This is a genomic window from Curtobacterium sp. UCD-KPL2560, from assembly GCF_001705035.1.
GTDB lineage: Bacteria > Actinomycetota > Actinomycetes > Actinomycetales > Microbacteriaceae > Curtobacterium.
This window is the reverse complement of the sequence record NZ_MCIG01000003.1, coordinates 35,662-52,722: the sequence shown is the minus strand read 5'-3', so window position 1 is coordinate 52,722 and position 17,061 is coordinate 35,662. Positions and strand designations below refer to the sequence as shown.

The 17,061-nt window shown below is 72.5% G+C and carries 17 protein-coding genes; 8 read left to right on the top strand and 9 right to left on the bottom strand.

Features of this window, described 5'->3' with window-relative positions:
- Window positions 1-101: 101 nt before the first annotated feature.
- Together dapE and BEP24_RS01815 are read left to right on the top strand one after the other, a co-directional pair.
- The gene (dapE, locus tag BEP24_RS01820; protein ID WP_065959667.1) at window positions 102-1,184 is read left to right on the top strand and encodes a succinyl-diaminopimelate desuccinylase; all 1,083 of its coding nucleotides are present in this window, start codon (window positions 102-104) and stop codon (window positions 1,182-1,184) included.
- Entirely contained in the window at window positions 1,181-2,419 is a 1,239-nt protein-coding gene (locus tag BEP24_RS01815) for a hypothetical protein (protein ID WP_065959765.1), read from the top strand. The genes dapE and BEP24_RS01815 overlap by 4 nt, the downstream gene beginning before the upstream one ends.
- Here the strand turns inward: BEP24_RS01815 and BEP24_RS01810 are convergent.
- Window positions 2,398-3,651 carry an AI-2E family transporter gene (locus tag BEP24_RS01810; protein ID WP_065959665.1) on the bottom strand — a complete coding sequence of 418 codons (1,254 nt, stop codon included), beginning with the start codon at window positions 3,649-3,651 and terminating at the stop codon, window positions 2,398-2,400. The two genes, BEP24_RS01815 and BEP24_RS01810, sit on opposite strands and share 22 nt — an antisense overlap.
- 127 nt (window positions 3,652-3,778) lie before the next feature.
- Here BEP24_RS01810 and BEP24_RS01805 point away from each other — a divergent pair, with 127 nt between their 5' ends.
- Window positions 3,779-3,949 carry a DUF3117 domain-containing protein gene (locus BEP24_RS01805; RefSeq protein WP_022905043.1) on the top strand — a complete coding sequence of 57 codons (171 nt, stop codon included), beginning with the start codon at window positions 3,779-3,781 and terminating at the stop codon, window positions 3,947-3,949.
- A gap of 213 nt (window positions 3,950-4,162) precedes the next feature.
- Here the strand turns inward: BEP24_RS01805 and BEP24_RS01800 are convergent, their stop codons facing one another.
- The gene (locus tag BEP24_RS01800; protein ID WP_065959663.1) at window positions 4,163-4,795 is read right to left on the bottom strand and encodes a class I SAM-dependent methyltransferase; all 633 of its coding nucleotides are present in this window, start codon (window positions 4,793-4,795) and stop codon (window positions 4,163-4,165) included.
- Window positions 4,796-4,859: 64 nt separating this feature from the next.
- Between BEP24_RS01800 and BEP24_RS01795 the strand changes: the two genes are divergently transcribed.
- Complete coding sequence (locus BEP24_RS01795) at window positions 4,860-5,240, top strand: twin-arginine translocase TatA/TatE family subunit (RefSeq protein ID WP_065959660.1); 381 nt, start codon at window positions 4,860-4,862, stop codon at window positions 5,238-5,240.
- 117 nt (window positions 5,241-5,357) lie between these two features.
- On the opposite strand, the gene BEP24_RS01790 is transcribed toward BEP24_RS01795, so the two are convergent.
- Genes BEP24_RS01790 through BEP24_RS01775 form a run of 4 tightly spaced genes read right to left on the bottom strand, consistent with a single transcriptional unit; the run spans window position 5,358 to window position 9,281 of the window.
- Window positions 5,358-6,209, bottom strand: coding sequence for a class I SAM-dependent methyltransferase (locus tag BEP24_RS01790; protein ID WP_065959657.1), 852 nt, complete (start codon window positions 6,207-6,209; stop codon window positions 5,358-5,360).
- Window positions 6,210-6,252: 43 nt separating this feature from the next.
- Complete coding sequence (locus BEP24_RS01785) at window positions 6,253-7,422, bottom strand: P-loop NTPase (RefSeq protein WP_065959655.1); 1,170 nt, start codon at window positions 7,420-7,422, stop codon at window positions 6,253-6,255.
- Window positions 7,415-7,978 (bottom strand): DUF1003 domain-containing protein, encoded by a 564-nt coding sequence (locus tag BEP24_RS01780; RefSeq protein WP_171898697.1) that lies wholly within the window; start codon window positions 7,976-7,978, stop codon window positions 7,415-7,417. Before BEP24_RS01780 ends, BEP24_RS01785 begins: the two co-directional genes overlap by 8 nt.
- The gene (locus BEP24_RS01775; RefSeq protein WP_065959650.1) at window positions 7,962-9,281 is read right to left on the bottom strand and encodes a CBS domain-containing protein; all 1,320 of its coding nucleotides are present in this window, start codon (window positions 9,279-9,281) and stop codon (window positions 7,962-7,964) included. Before BEP24_RS01775 ends, BEP24_RS01780 begins: the two co-directional genes overlap by 17 nt.
- Window positions 9,282-9,444: 163 nt before the next feature.
- On the opposite strand from BEP24_RS01775, the gene BEP24_RS01770 reads away from it, so the two are divergent.
- The gene (locus tag BEP24_RS01770) at window positions 9,445-10,425 is read left to right on the top strand and encodes a general stress protein (RefSeq protein WP_065959648.1); all 981 of its coding nucleotides are present in this window, start codon (window positions 9,445-9,447) and stop codon (window positions 10,423-10,425) included.
- Here the strand turns inward: BEP24_RS01770 and BEP24_RS01765 are convergent.
- Entirely contained in the window at window positions 10,422-10,919 is a 498-nt protein-coding gene (locus tag BEP24_RS01765; protein ID WP_253181530.1) for a GNAT family N-acetyltransferase, read from the bottom strand. The two genes, BEP24_RS01770 and BEP24_RS01765, sit on opposite strands and share 4 nt — an antisense overlap.
- 9 nt (window positions 10,920-10,928) lie before the next feature.
- On the bottom strand, window positions 10,929-12,413 hold the full coding sequence (locus BEP24_RS01760) for an aminopeptidase P family protein (protein ID WP_065959761.1): 1,485 nt from the start codon (window positions 12,411-12,413) through the stop codon (window positions 10,929-10,931).
- Between the two features lie 69 nt (window positions 12,414-12,482).
- Here BEP24_RS01760 and BEP24_RS01755 point away from each other — a divergent pair, with 69 nt between their 5' ends.
- A complete protein-coding gene (locus BEP24_RS01755; RefSeq protein ID WP_083229986.1) occupies window positions 12,483-13,355 on the top strand; it encodes a PHP domain-containing protein in 873 nt (290 codons plus the stop codon).
- Between the two features lie 168 nt (window positions 13,356-13,523).
- Here the strand turns inward: BEP24_RS01755 and BEP24_RS01750 are convergent, their stop codons facing one another.
- Complete coding sequence (locus BEP24_RS01750) at window positions 13,524-15,035, bottom strand: DEAD/DEAH box helicase (RefSeq protein ID WP_065959645.1); 1,512 nt, start codon at window positions 15,033-15,035, stop codon at window positions 13,524-13,526.
- 82 nt (window positions 15,036-15,117) lie between these two features.
- Here BEP24_RS01750 and BEP24_RS01745 point away from each other — a divergent pair, with 82 nt between their 5' ends.
- Both BEP24_RS01745 and BEP24_RS01740 read left to right on the top strand, forming a co-directional pair.
- On the top strand, window positions 15,118-15,834 hold the full coding sequence (locus tag BEP24_RS01745) for a ferritin-like fold-containing protein (RefSeq protein WP_065959643.1): 717 nt from the start codon (window positions 15,118-15,120) through the stop codon (window positions 15,832-15,834).
- The gene (locus BEP24_RS01740) at window positions 15,831-17,000 is read left to right on the top strand and encodes a mannosyltransferase family protein (protein WP_065959640.1); all 1,170 of its coding nucleotides are present in this window, start codon (window positions 15,831-15,833) and stop codon (window positions 16,998-17,000) included. Before BEP24_RS01745 ends, BEP24_RS01740 begins: the two co-directional genes overlap by 4 nt.
- Window positions 17,001-17,061: the final 61 nt, after the last annotated feature.

Genomic DNA, 17,061 nt, shown 5'->3' with positions numbered 1-17,061 from the left:
CCGGAGGACGGCACCGGCGTCGCGGACTGCGGGGCCTGCGGTGCTCCACAGGTTCGCCACCGTCCACGGGACCGGCAGGGCTCGGCCGGTAGGCTGCCCGCATGCCGGAGCTGCTCGACCTCACCGCCTCGTCCATCGACATCACGCGTGCCATCTGCGACATCGAGTCGGTGTCCGGGAACGAAGGCCGCCTGGCCGACGCGATCGAGGCGACCCTCGCGCCGCTGGAGCACCTCGACGTGGTCCGCGACGGTGACGCGATCGTGGCCAGGACGCAGCTCGGGCGCGACCGCCGGGTCGTCATCGCCGGGCACATCGACACCGTGCCGCTGAACGGCAACCTGCCGACCGAGTTCCGCACCACCGACGACGGCACCGAGATCCTCTGGGGCCGCGGCACCGTCGACATGAAGGCCGGGGTCGGTGTGCAGCTCAAGCTCGCGCACGACCTCGTCGCACCGTCGGTCGACGTCACGTGGGTCTTCTACGACCACGAGGAGGTGAGCGACTCCCTGAACGGCCTCGGTCGGCTCGCCCGCACCCGACCGGAACTCCTCGCCGGCGACTTCGCGATCCTGGGGGAGCCCTCGGGCGCCCAGATCGAGGGCGGCTGCAACGGCAACCTCCGGGCCGAGGTCCGGACGTTCGGCAAGCGCTCGCACAGCGCCCGGAGCTGGATCGGCGACAACGCGATCCACAAGACCGCGCCGATCCTCGCGACGCTCGCCGCGTACGAGCCCCGGACCGTGACGGTGGACGGGCTCGAGTACCGCGAGGGCCTCAACGCGGTCGGCATCTCTGGCGGCATCGCCGGCAACGTCATCCCCGACGAGGCGATGGTCCACGTCAACTACCGCTTCGCGCCCTCGCGCAGCGCCGACGAGGCCGTCGCGCACATCCGGGAGCTCTTCGACGGGTACGACGTGCAGATCGTCGACCTCGCCGCCGGCGCCCGCCCCGGACTCGACGCTCCGCTGGCCCAGGACTTCGTCGCGGCCGTCGGCGGCCCGGCCCCGCGCCCGAAGTACGGCTGGACGGACGTCGCCCGGTTCTCGGCGCTCGGCGTCCCCGCCGTGAACTACGGCCCGGGTGAGCCGGTCTTCGCGCACCACGACGACGAGCAGGTCCCCGTCGACCAGATCACCGCGGTCGAGGACGGTCTGCGGCGGTGGCTGACGGCGTGACCACCGGTCCCGCGCCGGTCGTCGCGGGACCCCGGAGCAGTGCGCGCTGGCGTGCCCGCTACCGCGCCGTGCCCTGGTGGGTGCGCATCACCGTCGTCTACGTCGCCGCCCGGCTCGTCACCGGCGCCATGCTGCTCGCCTTCGCGCGCGTGCAGACCGCCAACTCGTTCACGCCCGCGCACCCGTCGTACCTGTCCTTCGCGTCCATCTGGGACGGTGCCTGGTACCGGGTGATCGCGACGGGCGGCTACCCGTCCGTGCTGCCCGTCGACGCCGTCGGCCACGTGACGGAGAACGCGTGGGCGTTCATGCCCGCGTACCCGTTCCTGGTCCGCGGGCTCATGCTCCTGACCGGTGCGTCGTTCGAGGCCGTCGCGGTCACGGTGTCGCTCGTCGCCGGATGGGGTGCCGCCCTGGTCTTCCGGCGGCTCGTGGGCCGGTTCCTCGACGACCCGCGGGCCACCTTCGCGACGGTGCTGTTCTGCGTCGCCCCGGTGTCCGCGGTCTTCCAGGTCGCCTACGCCGAGGCGATGGGCCTGTTCCTGCTCGTCGTCGCGCTGTTGCTCATGGTCGACCGGCGCTGGTGGACGATGCTGCCCGTCGTGCTCCTGCTCGGCATGACGCGGCCCACGGGACTCGCCTTCGCGCTCGCGGTCGGGCTCTTCGTGGTCGTGTGGGCCGTCCGTCCCGCCTGGGTCCGCGAGGACGCTCGTCCGACGGTCCGGGGCGCGCTGCCACCGCTCGTCGTTGCCGTGGTGTCCGGCCTGGTCGGGCTGGCGTGGCCGGCGATCGCCTGGGCCGTCACCGGCGTCCCGAAGGCGTACACCGACACCGAGCTCGCCTGGCGGTCGTCGTACATCGGGTGGGGTGACCTCGTGCCCTTCGCGCCGTGGGTGCAGGGCTTCGGCTGGTGGTTCCGGCAGCCGGTGGGCGGGGTCCTGCTCGCGCTCGTGCTCGTCGGGTTCGCGGTCTTCGTGTTCCAGCCCGCCGCGCGGCGCATCGGTCTGGAGCTGCGGCTGTGGGCCGTGGCGTACCTGGTCTACCTGCTCGCGGTGTTCTTCCCGCAGTCGAGCACGTGGCGCATCCTGCTGCCGATCGCGCCCCTGCTCGGGATCGTCGCGCTGCCGCGGTCGCGGGTGTACCGGGTCCTCCTCGTGGCGGTCTGCCTCGGGCTGCAGTGGACCTGGTTGTACTACTGCTGGTGGGTCGACGGCTACGACTGGACCCCGCCGTGATCGGCCGCCCCCGCCGCTGAGTCCGACGACGCCCCGCCGGGGAGCACCGCGCCGTCCGGCCCGGTGCCGTCCGAGCCGGTGCCGTCCGAGCCGGCGCCGTCCGACCCCGCGCCGACCGAGCCGGTGCCGTCCAGCCCGGCGCCGTCGGGCTTCCACGCGGCCGCGGCGGTGACCATCGCGTTCACGGTGGCGATGAACGGCACCGCGAAGAACGCGCCGACCACGCCGGCGATGGTCGTGCCCGCGGTCACGCCGAGCACGACGCCGAGCGGGTGCACCTTCACGGCGCTGCCGGTGAGGAACGGGTGCAGGACGTGGCTCTCCAGCTGCTGCACGACCACGACGATGCCGAGCATCACCAGCGCCGGCACCCAGCCGCTGAAGACGAGCGCGATCACGACGGCCACCGTGCCGCCGACGATCGCACCGACGACGGGGACGAACGCACCGAGGAACACCACGACACCGATCGGGATCGCGAGCGGGAGCTGCAGGGCGAGCGCACCGATCACGATGCCGAGCGCGTCCGTGACCGCGACCACGAGCTGCACGCGGATGAAGCTCGTCAGGGTCTTCCACCCGGCGTTCCCGGCCACGTCGATGCGGGCACGGGCGCGACGGGGGAACAGCCGGACGACCCACGCCCAGATGCGCTTCCCGTCGATGAGCACGAACAGCGTCGTGAAGACCACGATGAACAGCCCCTCGAGCGCGTGCACGACGCCGAGTCCCGCGGCCTGGAACCCGGAGAGGATCGACGAGGCGTGCTTCTCGATGAAGTCGGTGCCCTGCGAGATCCACTTGTCGACCTGCGACGACGTGATGCCGAACGGCTCGGTGTTCAGCAGCGACTGGAGCGAGTCCGCGGTGTGGTGCAGTCGACGCTCGAGCGACGGCAGGTCGTACCGGATCTGCGCGGTGACGACGAGCGCGAGGACGGCGATCACGACGGCGACCGCGAGGAAGCACGAGAGCACCGCGAGCCACTTCGGCCACCGGTGCCGCTGCAGGAACGCTGACATCGGCGCGAGCAACGCGCAGAGCAGCAGCCCGATGCAGAACGGCACGACGATGTCCTGCAGGAGCACCACGAACGCGACGACGACGGCCAGCGCGGCGAGCACGACGAGGAACCGCCACGAGAAGGCGCCCGCGATGCGCATGCCCGCCGGGACGGCCTCGACGGCGGGGTCGAGGGGGCGTGCACTGCGCGTGGAGCGGATGAACGGCATCCGCGCAGCGTACGCACGGGAGCCGAACGACAGCGGCGATCCGACACCCCCAACCTGGGCGGTTTCGCAGTTCGCCCCTCGATACGGGATAATGGCCAGGCATGTACTGCGCGAAAGGGGACATCTGATGGCAGCGATGAAGCCGAGGACCGGTGACGGGCCGATGGAGGCTGTCAAGGAGGGTCGACTCATCGTCGTGCGGGTTCCGCTCGAAGGTGGAGGCCGCCTGGTGGTCTCGGTCAACGACGCCGAGGCCAAGGAACTCCACGACGCACTCGCCGAGGTCGTCTCGGCATAGTCCGTCGAAGCACCACGTCGACAGGCCCGGAGCGCGTACGCTCCGGGCCTGTCGTCGTCTGTGGGAGTCCGGGCGGCAGCCGCGCACGAGCAAGCAGCCGCACACGAGCAAGCAGCCGCGCACGAGCAAGCGGCGGCGCTCGAGGAAGCGGCCGCTGCGCGCGAGGAAACGCCCGCTGCGCTCGATGAAGCGGCCGTGCTCAGGTGCAGACCGCTACGCGGACACCTTCGTCATCTGCAGCAGCCCGTCCCCCGCGGGGGAGAGCGCACTCCGCACGGCACCCGAGGTCGACACCTCGGTGAGCAGTAGCCGGAAGTCCGTCGTCGCCCGGTCCCGGCGCACCGGGTCGGCCACACGACCGCGCCACAGTGCGTGCGGGACGAGCACGGTGCCGCCGACACGGGCGAGCCGGAGCCCGTGCTCGACGTACTCGATCACGTGCTCGGGGTCGGCGTCCACGAGCACGACGTCGTAGGACGCCTCGTTCATGCGCGGGAGCACCTGGTTCGCCCGACCGGGGATGAGCCGGATCCGGGCGGGGGCGGTGCCGGCGGCGATGTACGCGTCGCGGGCGTACTGCTGGTGGTCCACCTCGACGTCGATCGTGGTGAGGGTCGCGTCCGGGGCCCCGGCGAGCAGGTACAGCCCGGAGACGCCGAGCCCGGTGCCGATCTCGATCATCGCCGTCGCACGCGAGGCAGCGGACACCACGGCGATCTGGGCGCCGATGGCGGGGGAGATCGCCTCGACCCCGAGTTCCAGGGAGTGCTCACGCGCCCGGGCGATCACCTCGGGCTCCGAGACGAGGTCCTCGGTGAACTTCCAGTTCGACTCTTTCTCTGACACGCACACTCCGTTCGGAGGACAACTCTACGGGTGCGGCGCAGTGGGACGGGTTACGCTCGTTTGCGTGTCCATCGACTTCAACAAGATCCTGATCATCGGGATCATCGCGGTGCTGCTCCTCGGCCCGCAGCGGTTGCCGATGTACGCGCAGAAGCTCGCGGAGTTCGTCAAGGCGGTCCGTCGGTTCGCGGACACCGCGAAGGACCGGATGCGCGAGGAGATGGGCCCCGAGTTCGACGACGTCGACTGGCAGAAGCTCGACCCGCGCCAGTACGACCCGCGGCGGATCATCCGCGACGCGCTGCTCGACTCCGGCGGCACGACCGCGGGTGGGATGGCGGCGGTCGAGACCGCGCAGGTCACCGCGTCGCGCGTCCGCGCGACGGCACCCGTCGTGCCGCTCGCCGCGGGCGAGCCCGCCCCCTTCGACGCCGAGGCGACCTGACCCTTCCGACTCACCGCCGACGGGCCCGCCTGTGTTCCGACGAGCGGCCCACGTCCGCTACGTGCCCCGCTGACGGACGGGAGGCGCGGTGCSGGCCSGCACCGCGCCTCCCGTCCGTCAGTCCCTGGTCGCGACGACCGTGAACGTCGTCGGCATGCGGTCGCGGTCCGCCGCGGGCCAGACCCACGAGCCGTGGCCGTCCTCCTCCATGCGCGGGCTGAAGCGCCACGGGAGCGTCCGGCCCTCGTCGAGGAGCCGCAGTCGGAGGCCGGCCCCGAGCAGCGCGTTCACGACCTCGGACAGCGGGTGTGGCCACTCGTACGTGCGGGTGTTCGCGACGGTGCCCTCGCCGGCGTAGGTGCCCGCGCCCTCCCACTGCTGCGCGGTGCTGTCCGGGAAGTACCGGTACCGCGTGACGAGCTCGGAGGCGGCCTCGTCGACCGCGTACAGCGCCGGGTGGCCGTCGCGGATGAAGAACACGCCGCCGGGGCGCAGGAGCGCGGCGACCTGCGCCGCCCAACGGTCGAGGTCGTCGAGCCAGCAGATCGTGCCGATGCTCGTGTAGACGACGTCGAAGTCGCCCGTGACGGCCGCGCGGGCGTCGAGCACGTCGGACTCCACCCACGTGACGTCGAGCCCGAGCCGCTCCGCGAGCGCCGCACCGGAGGCGAGCGCGGGCGCGGAGAAGTCGACCCCGGTGACACGGGCGCCCTCGCGCGCGAGCGAGACCGTGTCGGTGCCGATGTGGCACTGCAGGTGGCAGACGTCGAGGCCGTCCAGCGAGCCGGACGGCAGCCAGCGCGCCAGCACCGGCAGGTCGTCGCGCACGACGTCGGAGCGGTGGCCGGGGTCGTCCAGCGCTGCGACGTCGTAGGCGCCCTCGTGGATCGGTACCCGGTCGTCCCAGTTCGCTCGGTTGGCGTCGCGGGCGGCGTCCCAGTCGACGGTGACGTGGTCGGTGTTGCTCATGCCGCCACGGTAGCGGGGGACGGGAGCGGTCCGCGAGCCGTGCTCAGGAGAGCGTCAACCCGAGCTTCCGCCCCGCGAGGCCGCGCCCCATCGTGGTGATCGTCTCCGCGACCTCCCGGAGCGCGCGGGCCGCGGGGTCCTCCGGGGCGCCGAGGACGACCGGCACACCGGTGTCCCCGCCCTCCCGGAGCGGCACCGACAGCGGCACGCGGCCGAGCACCGGCACCGGGACGTCCTGCCCGCGCGACAGACGTGCCGCGGTCTCGTCGCCGCCGCCCTCGCCGAACAGGTGCAGGACGCTGCCGTCGGGCTGCACGAGCCCGGCCATGTTCTCGACCACGCCGATCACCCGCTGCCCGGTCTGACGCGCGACGACGCCGCTCCGCTCGGCGACGTCCGCCGCGGCGGCCTGCGGGGTGGTGACGACGATGACCCCGGCGTGCGGGAGCAGCTGCCCGACCGAGATCGCGACGTCGCCGGTCCCGGGCGGCAGGTCGAGCAGGAGCACGTCGAGGTCGCCGAACCACACGTCGGTGAGGAACTGGGCGACCGTGCGGTGCAGCATCGGTCCGCGCCAGGACACCGCGGTCGAGACGTCGTCGACGAACATGCCGATCGAGACGACCTTCACGTCGTGCGCGACCGGCGGCAGGATCATGCTGTCGACCCGGGTCGGTCGGGGTGCGACGCCGTCCGCGTCGGTCAGGCCCATCAGCCCGGGGACGCTGAAGCCGTGCACGTCGACGTCGACCACACCGACCCGCTGTCCGGCGGCGGCGAGGGCCACCGCGAGGTTCACGGTGACGGTGGACTTGCCGACCCCGCCCTTGCCGCTCGTCACGGCGATCACCCGGGTCAGCGAGTCCGGGGTGAACTGCACGCCGCGCGGGCGGTCGCCCCGCAGCCGTTCGGTGAGCGCTGCGCGCTGCGCGGGCGACATGACGGAGACGTCGACGTCGACGGCGGCGACGCCGTCGACCGAACCGGCGGCCGCGCGCACGTCCCGCTCGATCGTGTCGGCGGCCGGGCACCCGACGATCGTGAGCTGCAGGTCGACGCGCACCGTGCCTCCCGGCTGCACGTCGACACCGCGGATCATGTCGAGCTCGGTGACGGGTCGGCGTATCTCGGGGTCGAGGACGCGGCCGAGCGCAGCGAGGACCGCCGCGCCCAGCCGTTCGTCGTCCTCGTGCCGGTCGGCGGGGTCAGCCACGACCGGTCCGGCCGGCCTCGTCGGCCTCGGCCCTGCCGTGCACCGCTGCGTCGTCGGCGTCGCGCCGGTCGAGTTCCTCGAGCAGCGACCGGATCTCGGCGCGGATGAAGTCCTTCGACGCCATGTCGCGCATGGCGAGCCGGAGGGCGACGACCTCGCGGGCGAGGTACTCGGTGTCGGCGAGGTTGCGCTCGGCGCGCTGCCGGTCCTGCTCGAACTGCACGCGGTCGCGGTCGTCCTGGCGGTTCTGCGCGAGCAGGATGAGCGGCGCGGCGTACGAGGCCTGGAGCGACAGCACGAGGGTCAGCGCGGTGAAGCCGATCGCCGCCGAGTCGAACTGCCACTTCGGCGGTGCGACCGTGTTGTAGATCATCCAGACGGCACAGAACACCGTCAGGCCGACGAGGAACCAGGGTGTTCCCATTGCACGTGCAATGCCCTCGGTCGCGCGACCGAAGGTGTCCCCGCGGCCACGTCGGCGGGTCGGGAGCACGCGCGTGCGCATGCCCTTTGGCGAGTCGAGCCGCACCTGTCGTGCGTCATCCGTTCGGGCCACGGGTGGTCCTCCTTCCCGTCGTCACGGGCGTCTTGCGCGGGCGTTGGCGGAGTCGCGAGGGGGAGTCCCCCTCGCCCCGACTTCGCCAGTCGTCCGGCAGGACGTGGTCGAGGACATCGTCGATCGTCACCACCCCGACCAGACGGTGGGCGTCGTCGACCACGGGGACGGACACGAGGTTGTAGGTCGCCATGACGCGCGTGACCTCGGCGGCGCTGGCGTCGACCCGCACCGGTTCGGTCTGCTGGTCGATGAGCGTGCCGAGCCGTTCGTTCGGCGGGTACCGGAGCATCCGCTGGAAGTGCACGAGGCCCAGGAACCGGCCGGTCGGCGGCTCGTACGGCGGCAGCGTGACGCACACGCTCGCACCGAGCGCCGGAGCGAGCTCGTGCCGACGGATGAGTGCGAGTCCCTCGGCCACGGTCGCGTCGGCCGAGACGATCACCGGCTCGGTCGTCATGAGACCACCCGCGGTGTCCGGCTCGTACTCGAGCAGCATGCGGACGTCCTGCGCCTCCTCGGGCTCCATGAGCTGGAGGAGGGCTTCGCTGCGGTCGTCCGGGAACTGGGCGAGCACGTCGGCGGCGTCGTCGGGCTGCATCTGGTCGAGCACGTCCGCGGCGCGGGCGTCCTCGAGGCGGGTCAGGATGGCGATGCGCTCCTGGTCGGGCATCTCCTCGAGCACGTCGGCGAGCCGGTCGTCGGGCAGCTCCTCGGCCACCTCGAACCGGCGCTCCTCGGGCAGGTCGAGCAGGGTCGACGCGAGGTCGGCCGGGACCAGGTCGGAGTACGCCGCGATGACGTGCTCGGCGGACTGGGCCTCACCGGGGAGCTCGTCCTCGGTGACCTCGTTCCAGGTCGAGAACGTCGTCGGACCCTTGCCGAACGGCGACGGGGTCGTCTTCGGCTTGCGGAGGAAGAGCTGCGAGACCTCCCAGTCGCCCTGCCCGCGGTCCTCGATCGCGACGTCCTCGATCGTGGCGCGGATGCGCTCCTTCTTGATGAGGACCTTGCGGCCGAGCATCTCGGCGATGACACGGACCTCGCCGCCGCGCTGCTCGAAGCGACGCATGTTCACCAGACCGGTCGTGATGACCTGTCCGGCGCCGATGGAGGTGATGCGGCCGATGCTCACGAAGATCCGACGCTTGCCGGGGACCTCGACGATCAGGCCGACCACATGGGGAGGGTCGACGCGACGGTAGACGACCAGGACGTCCCGGACGCGACCCACGCGGTCGCCCGCGGGGTCGAAGACGGAGCACCCGGCGAGGCGGGCGACGAAGACCTTCGTGGCGCTCACCCGGCCAGCGTAGCCGCTCGTGCCGGGGAGCCGCGGCAGCGGCGGGGGACGGGCCTGAGGAGACGCAGATGCGGCTGCGGTGGTGGCCGGGGTCCTGCGCTCGTCCGGGTGTCTCCCGGGAGGTGCACGTGCGATCGCAAGGTGCCCGGTGGATGATGGCTGGGTGAGCAACCAGAGCCCGTTCGCCGGACGCACCGCCCAGGCCTTCCCGACGCTCCCGCGCGGAGACGTCCTCGGCACCTACGACAGCTACCCCGACGCCCAGCGCGTCGTCGCGAAGCTCGCCGAGGCGGACTTCCCGGTGGCGAAGATCGCGATCGTCGGCAACGACCTCAAGACGGTCGAGCGCGTCACCGGCAAGATGACCTACGGTCGTGCCGCCATCGCCGGCGCGCTGTCGGGCCTCTGGCTCGGGTTCTTCCTCGGCATCGTGCTGACGCTGTTCTCGCCGAGCGCGGGCGGCCTCATCTTCGCCGCCGCGATCATCGGTGCGGCGTTCGGCATGCTCTACGGCATCGTCTCGTTCGCGATCACGAAGCGGCAGCGCGACTTCACGAGCGTGCACCAGGTGCTCGCCACGAACTACCAGATCGTCGTGGACCCGCAGCTGACGGGGCAGGCGCAGCGGATCCTCGGGCAGCACGGCGCGACGCCGTCCACGCACTGGAACGAGGCGCCGTCCGGTCCGCAGGGCACCCAGCCCCGCCCCCTGCAGGGGCAGCAGCCCTGGCGTCCGGGCCCGTCCCAGGGATCGCCCTACGGCGGGCACGCCACACCCCACCAGCCGGGAGGCGCGCAGCAGCCCGGGACGTCGGCCAGCGGCCAGCAGACGGGAGCGCCCCAGGGCGGGGCGCCCGGCCAGGACGCGCCACGGTACGGGACGAACGACGGCCCGCGGTACGGCACGAACGACGGCCCGCGGTACGGCACGAACGACGGCCCGCGGTACGGCACGAACGACGGCCCGCGCTACGGCGAGACCGCCGGGACCGCGCCTGCTCGCCAGCCCGCCGACCCGCGCGGTCCGCAGTCCCGACCCGACGAGCCGCCGCAGTACGGGGAGCGCGTCACCGGACCGGCGCCGACCGAGCCCGCACGTCCCGAGGACGGCGACGGCGCAGCCGACCAGGAGCGTCGGGGCTAGAGCACCTTCGAGTAGCAGATCGACCGGGCGGCACCGACGTACGGGCCGAACTGGGCGATGCGCGAGAAGCCCTCGCGCTCGTAGAAGCCGATCGCGCGCTTCTGCTCGTCGCCGGTCTCGAGCACGAGGGCCGGCGAACCGAGGTCGATCGCGGCTTCCTCGAGGCGCCGCAGGATCGCCGTCGAGACGCCGGCGCCGCGGGACTCCGGCCGCACGTACATGCGCTTCACCTCGGCGACGCCGTCCTGCACGATGCGCAGGCCACCGCAGCCGAGGGGCGTGCCGTCCTCGTCCCGGGCGAGGAAGAAGACCGCGATCGAGTCGGCGGTCGGCTTCTCACCCGGTTCGGTGTCCCCGCCGTACGCACGGTCGATCTCGAGACGCTGCGCGGCCCGGAGGCGCTGGGCGTCGGGGGAGTCGAAGTGCTCCACGTCGATGGTGATCGTGGGGCGGTCGGAGGGCGTCGTGTCGGTGGGGGCCTCGGGCGTGGTCACGCCTTCAACCTAGCGGCCGGAGCGGGCGATCCACCCCTCCACTTCCGAGGGGGTCCGGGGGATGCCCACGGACAGGTTCTCGGCGCCGTCCTCGGTCACCAGGACGTCGTCCTCGATGCGGACGCCGATCCCGCGGAACTCCTCCGGCACGGTCAGGTCGTCCTGCTGGAAGTACAGGCCGGGCTCGATCGTGAACACCATGCCGGCCTGCACCACGCCGTCGAGGTACATCTCACGACGGGCCTTGGCGCAGTCGTGCACGTCGAGGCCGAGGTGGTGGCTCGTGCCGTGCACCATGTACCGGCGGTGGAACTGGTTGTCCGGGCGCAGCGACTCCTCCGCGGTGCCGGGCAGGAAGCCCCACTCGGCGGTCTTCCGCGCGATGACCTCCATCGCGGTGGCGTGCACCTCGCGGAAGGTGATGCCGGGCTGCACGATCGCGAACGCGGTGTCGGCCGCCTCGAGCACGGCCTCGTAGACCATGCGCTGCACGTCGGTGAAGGTGCCCGAGACCGGGAGGGTCCGGGTGATGTCGGCCGTGTAGAACGAGTCGACCTCGACCCCGGCGTCGATGAGGATGAGGTCGCCGGGCTGCACGGCACCGTCGTTGCGGGTCCAGTGCAGGATGCAGGCGTGGTGCCCCGAGGCGGCGATGGTGTCGTAGCCGACCGTGTTGCCGTCGGCGCGGGCACGGCGGTTGAAGGTGCCCTCGACGATGCGCTCGCCGCGGGGGTGCGCGAGGACGGCGTCGAAGTCGGCGATGACGTCGTCGAACCCGTGCTTCGTCGCGGCGACGGCAGCGCGGAGCTCCTGCACCTCGTAGCGGTCCTTCACCAGGCGCAGCTCGGACAGGTCGCGGGCGAGCACGTCGTCGGTCGCGGGGACGCCGTCGGTCTCGGGCGCACCGCCGACCGCGGTGCCGAAGCGGGTGTCGAGCGACCGGGTGAGTTCCTCGTCGGCGTCGCGGACGACGAGCACGGCCGGGTCGAGGTCGTCGACCACGGCGTCGAACGCTCCGAGGTCGGCGGTCGCGATGCCGAGGTCGGCGGCGACGTCCTCGAGCGAGGGACGCGGGCCGACCCAGAACTCGCCGATCTCCGGGTTGGCGTAGAACTCGTCGGAGTCACGCCCCGCGGTCGCGCGGAAGTACAGCGTCGCGTCGTGGCCGGAGCCGGACGGCGTCATCACGAGCACCGAGCCGACCACGGTGTCGGTGCCCCAGCCGGTGAGGTGCGCGAACGTGGAGTGCGGGCGGAACGGGTAGTCGCAGTCGTTCGACCGGACCTTGGCGCGGCCGGCGGGGACCACGATCGTGCGGCCGGGGTGCAGCTCGGAGATCCGGGCACGGCGCTCGGCGGCGAAGGGGGCCTGCTCACGGGGCTCCGGCAGCGGCCGCTCGCGCTCGGCCCACTGCGAGGCGATGTGGTCCTTGAAGGTCGAGGAACCGGGGGTGGTGGAACGGTTGCTCGTCGCGCGGGGAGTCGTGTCGGCCATGTGCCCCATCATCGCACCGACCTGGACTGACGGCCTGAGCGGCTGTTCACCTGTCGGTACGATGGGCCGGTGCCCGATCCGTTCATCGACCTGCACACGCACTCGAGCGTGTCCGACGGCACCGAGCCGCCCGCCGACCTCGTCGCCGCGGCCGCCGCGGCGGGCCTCGACGGTGTCGCCCTGACCGACCACGACACCACCGCCGGTTGGGACGAGGCGATCGCCGCCGTCGCCGACCGTCCGATGACCCTGGTCCCGGGCCTCGAGCTGAGCACGCGCGTCGGGTACCGGAGCGTGCACGTCCTCGGCTACCTCGTCGACCCGACCGACCCGGACCTCGTCGCCGAGACCACCCGCATCCGCGAGGGTCGGCTCGCCCGTGCCCGCCGCATGGTCGACCGCATCGGCCGCGATCACCCGATCACCTGGGAGGACGTGCTCGCGCAGTCGAGCGAGGGTGCCACGATCGGTCGGCCGCACATCGCCGACGCCCTCGTCGCCCGCGGCCTGGAACCCGACCGGAGCGCGGCCTTCCGCGGGATACTGCACCCGGCCTCGGGCTACTACGAACCGCACGACGCGCCGTCGCCCCTGCGCGGCGTCGAGCTCATCCGCGGGGCCGGTGGCGTCCCCGTCATCGCGCACCCCGCCGCCTCGTCCCGCGGGATCGTGATCGACGAGCCGATGCTCCGCGAGCTCGTCGACGCCGGACTCGGCGGCCTCGAGGTCGACCACCGCGAGAACCAGTCGCACGGCAAGCGCACGCTGCTCGACTGGGCACGGCGCTCCGGCCTGTTCGTCACCGGGTCGAGCGACTACCACGGCACCGGCAAGCCCAACCGCCTCGGGGAGCACCGCACCGCGCGGGTGGCCTTCGACGCGATCGTCGCGCAGGCGACGGGCAGCGCCCCGGTGCACGGACCCGGCTCCCGCCTGGCCTGACCCGCTCTGCGGCCGGCTCGTCGGCGTCGGTGGTCGTCGCCGATGGAGCAGCAGACGTCGGGTCGACGCTCGGTACGCGACGTCGTCTGCTCCGTCGAGGAGCGTGCCGGCAGGCGGAGACGACGAAGGCCCCGTCGCGTCAGCGACGGGGCCCTCGGACGGGAGGCGCTACTCGCCCTCGCCGGCTGCCTGCGGTGCCGAGCTGGTCGCCTCGGCGGAACCCCCGCTGCGACGGCGACGACGGCGGCGACGCTTCGCGGCGCCGTCCGTCGTGCCGTCGGTCGACGACGCGTCCACCGCGGGCTGCGCGGTCTCGGTGGTGGTGGTCCCGGCGTCGGCCGACCCGGCGGCGCGAGCCGACGTGCCGGACTGCTCCGTGCCTCCAGACCGGTTGCGGCTGCGGCTGCGCGAGCCGCTGCGCTCACCGGTGGGGCGGTCGCCGGTGCGCTTGTCGGCGGTGCGTCGCTCGGTCCCCGCCGTGGCGGCGTGGCTCGACGCGCCGGGCAGACGACCCTTGGTGCCGGCCGGGATGTCGAGGTCGCTGAACAGGTGCGGCGACGACGAGTAGGTCTCGACGGGCTCGGGGATGCCGAACTCGAGCGCCTTGTCGATCAGCGTCCACTTGTGCAGGTCGTCCCAGTCGACGAACGTGACCGCGATGCCGGTCTTGCCGGCACGGCCGGTGCGGCCCGCACGGTGCAGGTACGTGTCGGGGTCGTCCGGGATCGTGTGGTTGATCACGTGCGTGACGTCGTCCACGTCGATGCCGCGGGCTGCGACGTCGGTCGCGATGAGCACGTCGCGCTTGCCGGCCTTGAACGCCGCCATCGCGCGCTCGCGCTGCTCCTGGTTGAGGTCACCGTGGACGGCGGCGGCGTTGAAGCCGCGGTCCTTGAGCTCCTCGACGATGCGGGCCGCCGCGCGCTTGGTGCGCGTGAAGATCACGGTCTTGCCGCGACCCTCGGCCTGCAGGATGCGGGCGATGACCTCGTCCTTGTCGAGCGAGTGCGCGCGGTAGATGACGTGCTTGATGTTCGCCTGCGTCAGGCCCTCGTCGGGGTCCGTCGCGCGGATGTGCACCGGGCGGGTCATGAAGCGGCGGGCGAGCGCGACGATCGGCGCGGGCATGGTCGCGGAGAACAGCATGGTGTGCCGGACGGCCGGGATCGCCTGGAAGATGCGCTCGATGTCGGAGAGGAAGCCCAGGTCGAGCATGCGGTCGGCCTCGTCGAGGACGACCTCCTGCACGTGGGAGAGGTCGAGCATGCGCTGGCGCTGCAGGTCGATGAGGCGGCCGGGCGTGCCGACCACGATCTGGGCGCCGGCCTTGAGCTGCTCGATCTGCCCCTCGTACGCCTTGCCGCCGTAGATCGAGACGACCTTGGTCGGGCGGTTCGAGGTCGCGAGTTCGAGGTCCTCGGTCACCTGCACCGCGAGTTCACGCGTGGGGACGACGACGAGTGCCTTGACACCGTGCTCGGGGTCGGGGCCGAGGCGCTGCACGAGCGGCAGGCCGAAGCCGAAGGTCTTGCCGGTACCGGTCTTGGCCTGGCCGATGATGTCCTGGCCGGAGAGGGCGAGCGGGATCGTCTGCTGCTGGATCGGGAAGGGCTCGCTGATGCCCTTCGTCGCGAGCGCGTCGACGATGTCCTGCTCGATGGAGAGGTCTGCGAAAGTCAATGGATCACCTTGGTCCTGGTGGGAGTCGCGGTCAGTCTACCGGCGGGGCGGGGCACCGCTGCCCGGCCGGTATGCTCGGGGCGTGGTGTCGTGGTGGAACCGGAAGCGCGCGGCGGAGCTCGCCGCCTCGTGGCTGGCGTCGCGGAACCCGCGGAACGCCTCGACGGTGGAGCGTCTGCAGCTCGACGACGTGAGCCCCGAGCTCGACGTCTACCTGGGCCAGGCCGCGTACCTGCAGCTGTCGCTGTACGAGACGATGGGCCGCGCCGGCGTCGCCGCCCCGACCATGTCCGGCCGCCTCGTGACGGGCGTGCTCGCGACCGCGGCCCTCGACCGGCACCGCACCATCGTCGCCGAGATCGAACGCGGCGGGGGTGACCCTGCCGAGCTGATGGAACCCCACCGCGAGGCGATCGACCGGTTCCTGCTGCGCACGAGCGGTGCCGACTGGTACGAGTCGATGCTCACCGGCTACGTCACGGCGGGCATCCTCAACGACCTGTTCAGCAGCCTGCTCCGCTCGCTGCCGACCGACGTGCGGCAGCGGCTGCGCACGGTGTTCGACGGCCGCGAGGAGCGCGCCGTCGTCGACGAGCTCGCGGCGCACATCGAGCAGGACCCGCGCGTGGGCTCCCGGCTGGCGATGTGGGGGCGACGGCTCGTGGGCGACACGCTGCTCGTGGCGCGGTCGGCACTGGCGTCGCACGCCCGCGAGGACCAGGAACGGCTCGAGCCGGTGTGGACCGAGCTCATCGCGGCGCACACCCGGCGGATGGACGCGCTGGGCCTGACGGCGTGACCGCAGCGCACCGCGCATCGCAGGACCTCGTCCGCGGTGCCGCGACCTGGCGTCGTGCGGTCCTCGGCGGTGCGTCCGCATGGGCGTTCTCGCGCGTGCTCGTGACGACGGTCGCGATGGTGTCGCAGTGGGCGGCGACGGGCTTGTTCCTGGGCGGGCGACCGTTCGTCGACCTGCTCGCGCAGTGGGACTCGGTGCACCTGGCCGAGATCGCCCGGCACGGCTACGACGCGGACTCGACGAACACGGCGTTCTTCCCGGGGTACCCGCTCGCTGCGCGCGCGGTGGCCACGCTCCTCGGCCCGTGGAGCCCGGACCCGGTCGCGCTGGCGCTCGCGGTCGTGGCGGGCATCGGGGGACTGGTCGCCAGCGTGCTGCTCTGGCGCCTGGTCGACACGAGCTCCGGGGTCCGTGCGGCCGAGGTCGCGACCGCGCTCTTCGTGCTCGGGCCGTACGCCGTCTTCCTGCACGCGTCGTACGCGGAGTCGTGCTTCGCAGCCGCCGCGATCGGAGCGTGGTACGCCGCGACGCGGGACCGGTGGCTGCTCGCAGGCGTCCTGACGGCGGTCGCGGGCGCGATCCGACCGAACGGCCTCTTCCTGCTCGCTGCCATCGTCGTCCTCTACGTCGTCCGGCGTCGCGCGGCCGGGCGTCGGCTCGTCGCGTGGCCGGCGCTGGGACTCGCCACGGGTGTGGCCGGCTTCCTCGGCTACATGCTGTACCTGTGGACGTCGACCGGCCGGTGGGACACCTGGTCGCGGGCGCAGGGATCCGGGTGGGGACGGCGGATCCAAGCGCCGTGGGACACGTTCTCGTACACGGTGCAGTCCGTCGCGCACCACGAAATGCCGTCCGCCCAGCCGCAGTTCCTGCTGGACATCGTCTTCGCGGGGCTGCTGCTCGCCGCGATCGCGTACTTCCTCGTCCACCGGTCGTGGGCGGAGGCCGTGTTCCTCGTGATCACGGCGGTGTCGCTCATGACGAGCTCCACCTACGTCTCGCTCGCGCGGAACACGCTGCCGCTGTTCCCGATCTGGGTGGCGCTCGGCGCCGCGTCGGTGCGGCACGCCACCGGACGGCGCGTGGCGCTCGTCGTGCTGGTGGTGGGCGTCGCGCTGTGCGTCGCGAACACGCACCAGTTCACGCTCGGGGAGTGGGCCGACTGAGGCGCGGCCGTGCGGGTCGGACGCGCTCGGCGTCCGGTCCGGACGTGCGTGGCGCTCGCCC

What these genes read in the sequence shown, in the direction of transcription:
- dapE (WP_065959667.1), top strand. Translation starts at nt 102, where the DNA reads ATGCCGGAGCTGCTCGACCTCACCGCCTCGTCCATCGACATCACGCGT.
- BEP24_RS01790 (WP_065959657.1), bottom strand. Translation starts at nt 6,209, where the DNA reads ATGAGCAACACCGACCACGTCACCGTCGACTGGGACGCCGCCCGCGAC.
- BEP24_RS01805 (WP_022905043.1), top strand. Translation starts at nt 3,779, where the DNA reads ATGGCAGCGATGAAGCCGAGGACCGGTGACGGGCCGATGGAGGCTGTC.
- BEP24_RS01810 (WP_065959665.1), bottom strand. Translation starts at nt 3,651, where the DNA reads ATGCCGTTCATCCGCTCCACGCGCAGTGCACGCCCCCTCGACCCCGCC.
- BEP24_RS01760 (WP_065959761.1), bottom strand. Translation starts at nt 12,413, where the DNA reads ATGGCCGACACGACTCCCCGCGCGACGAGCAACCGTTCCACCACCCCC.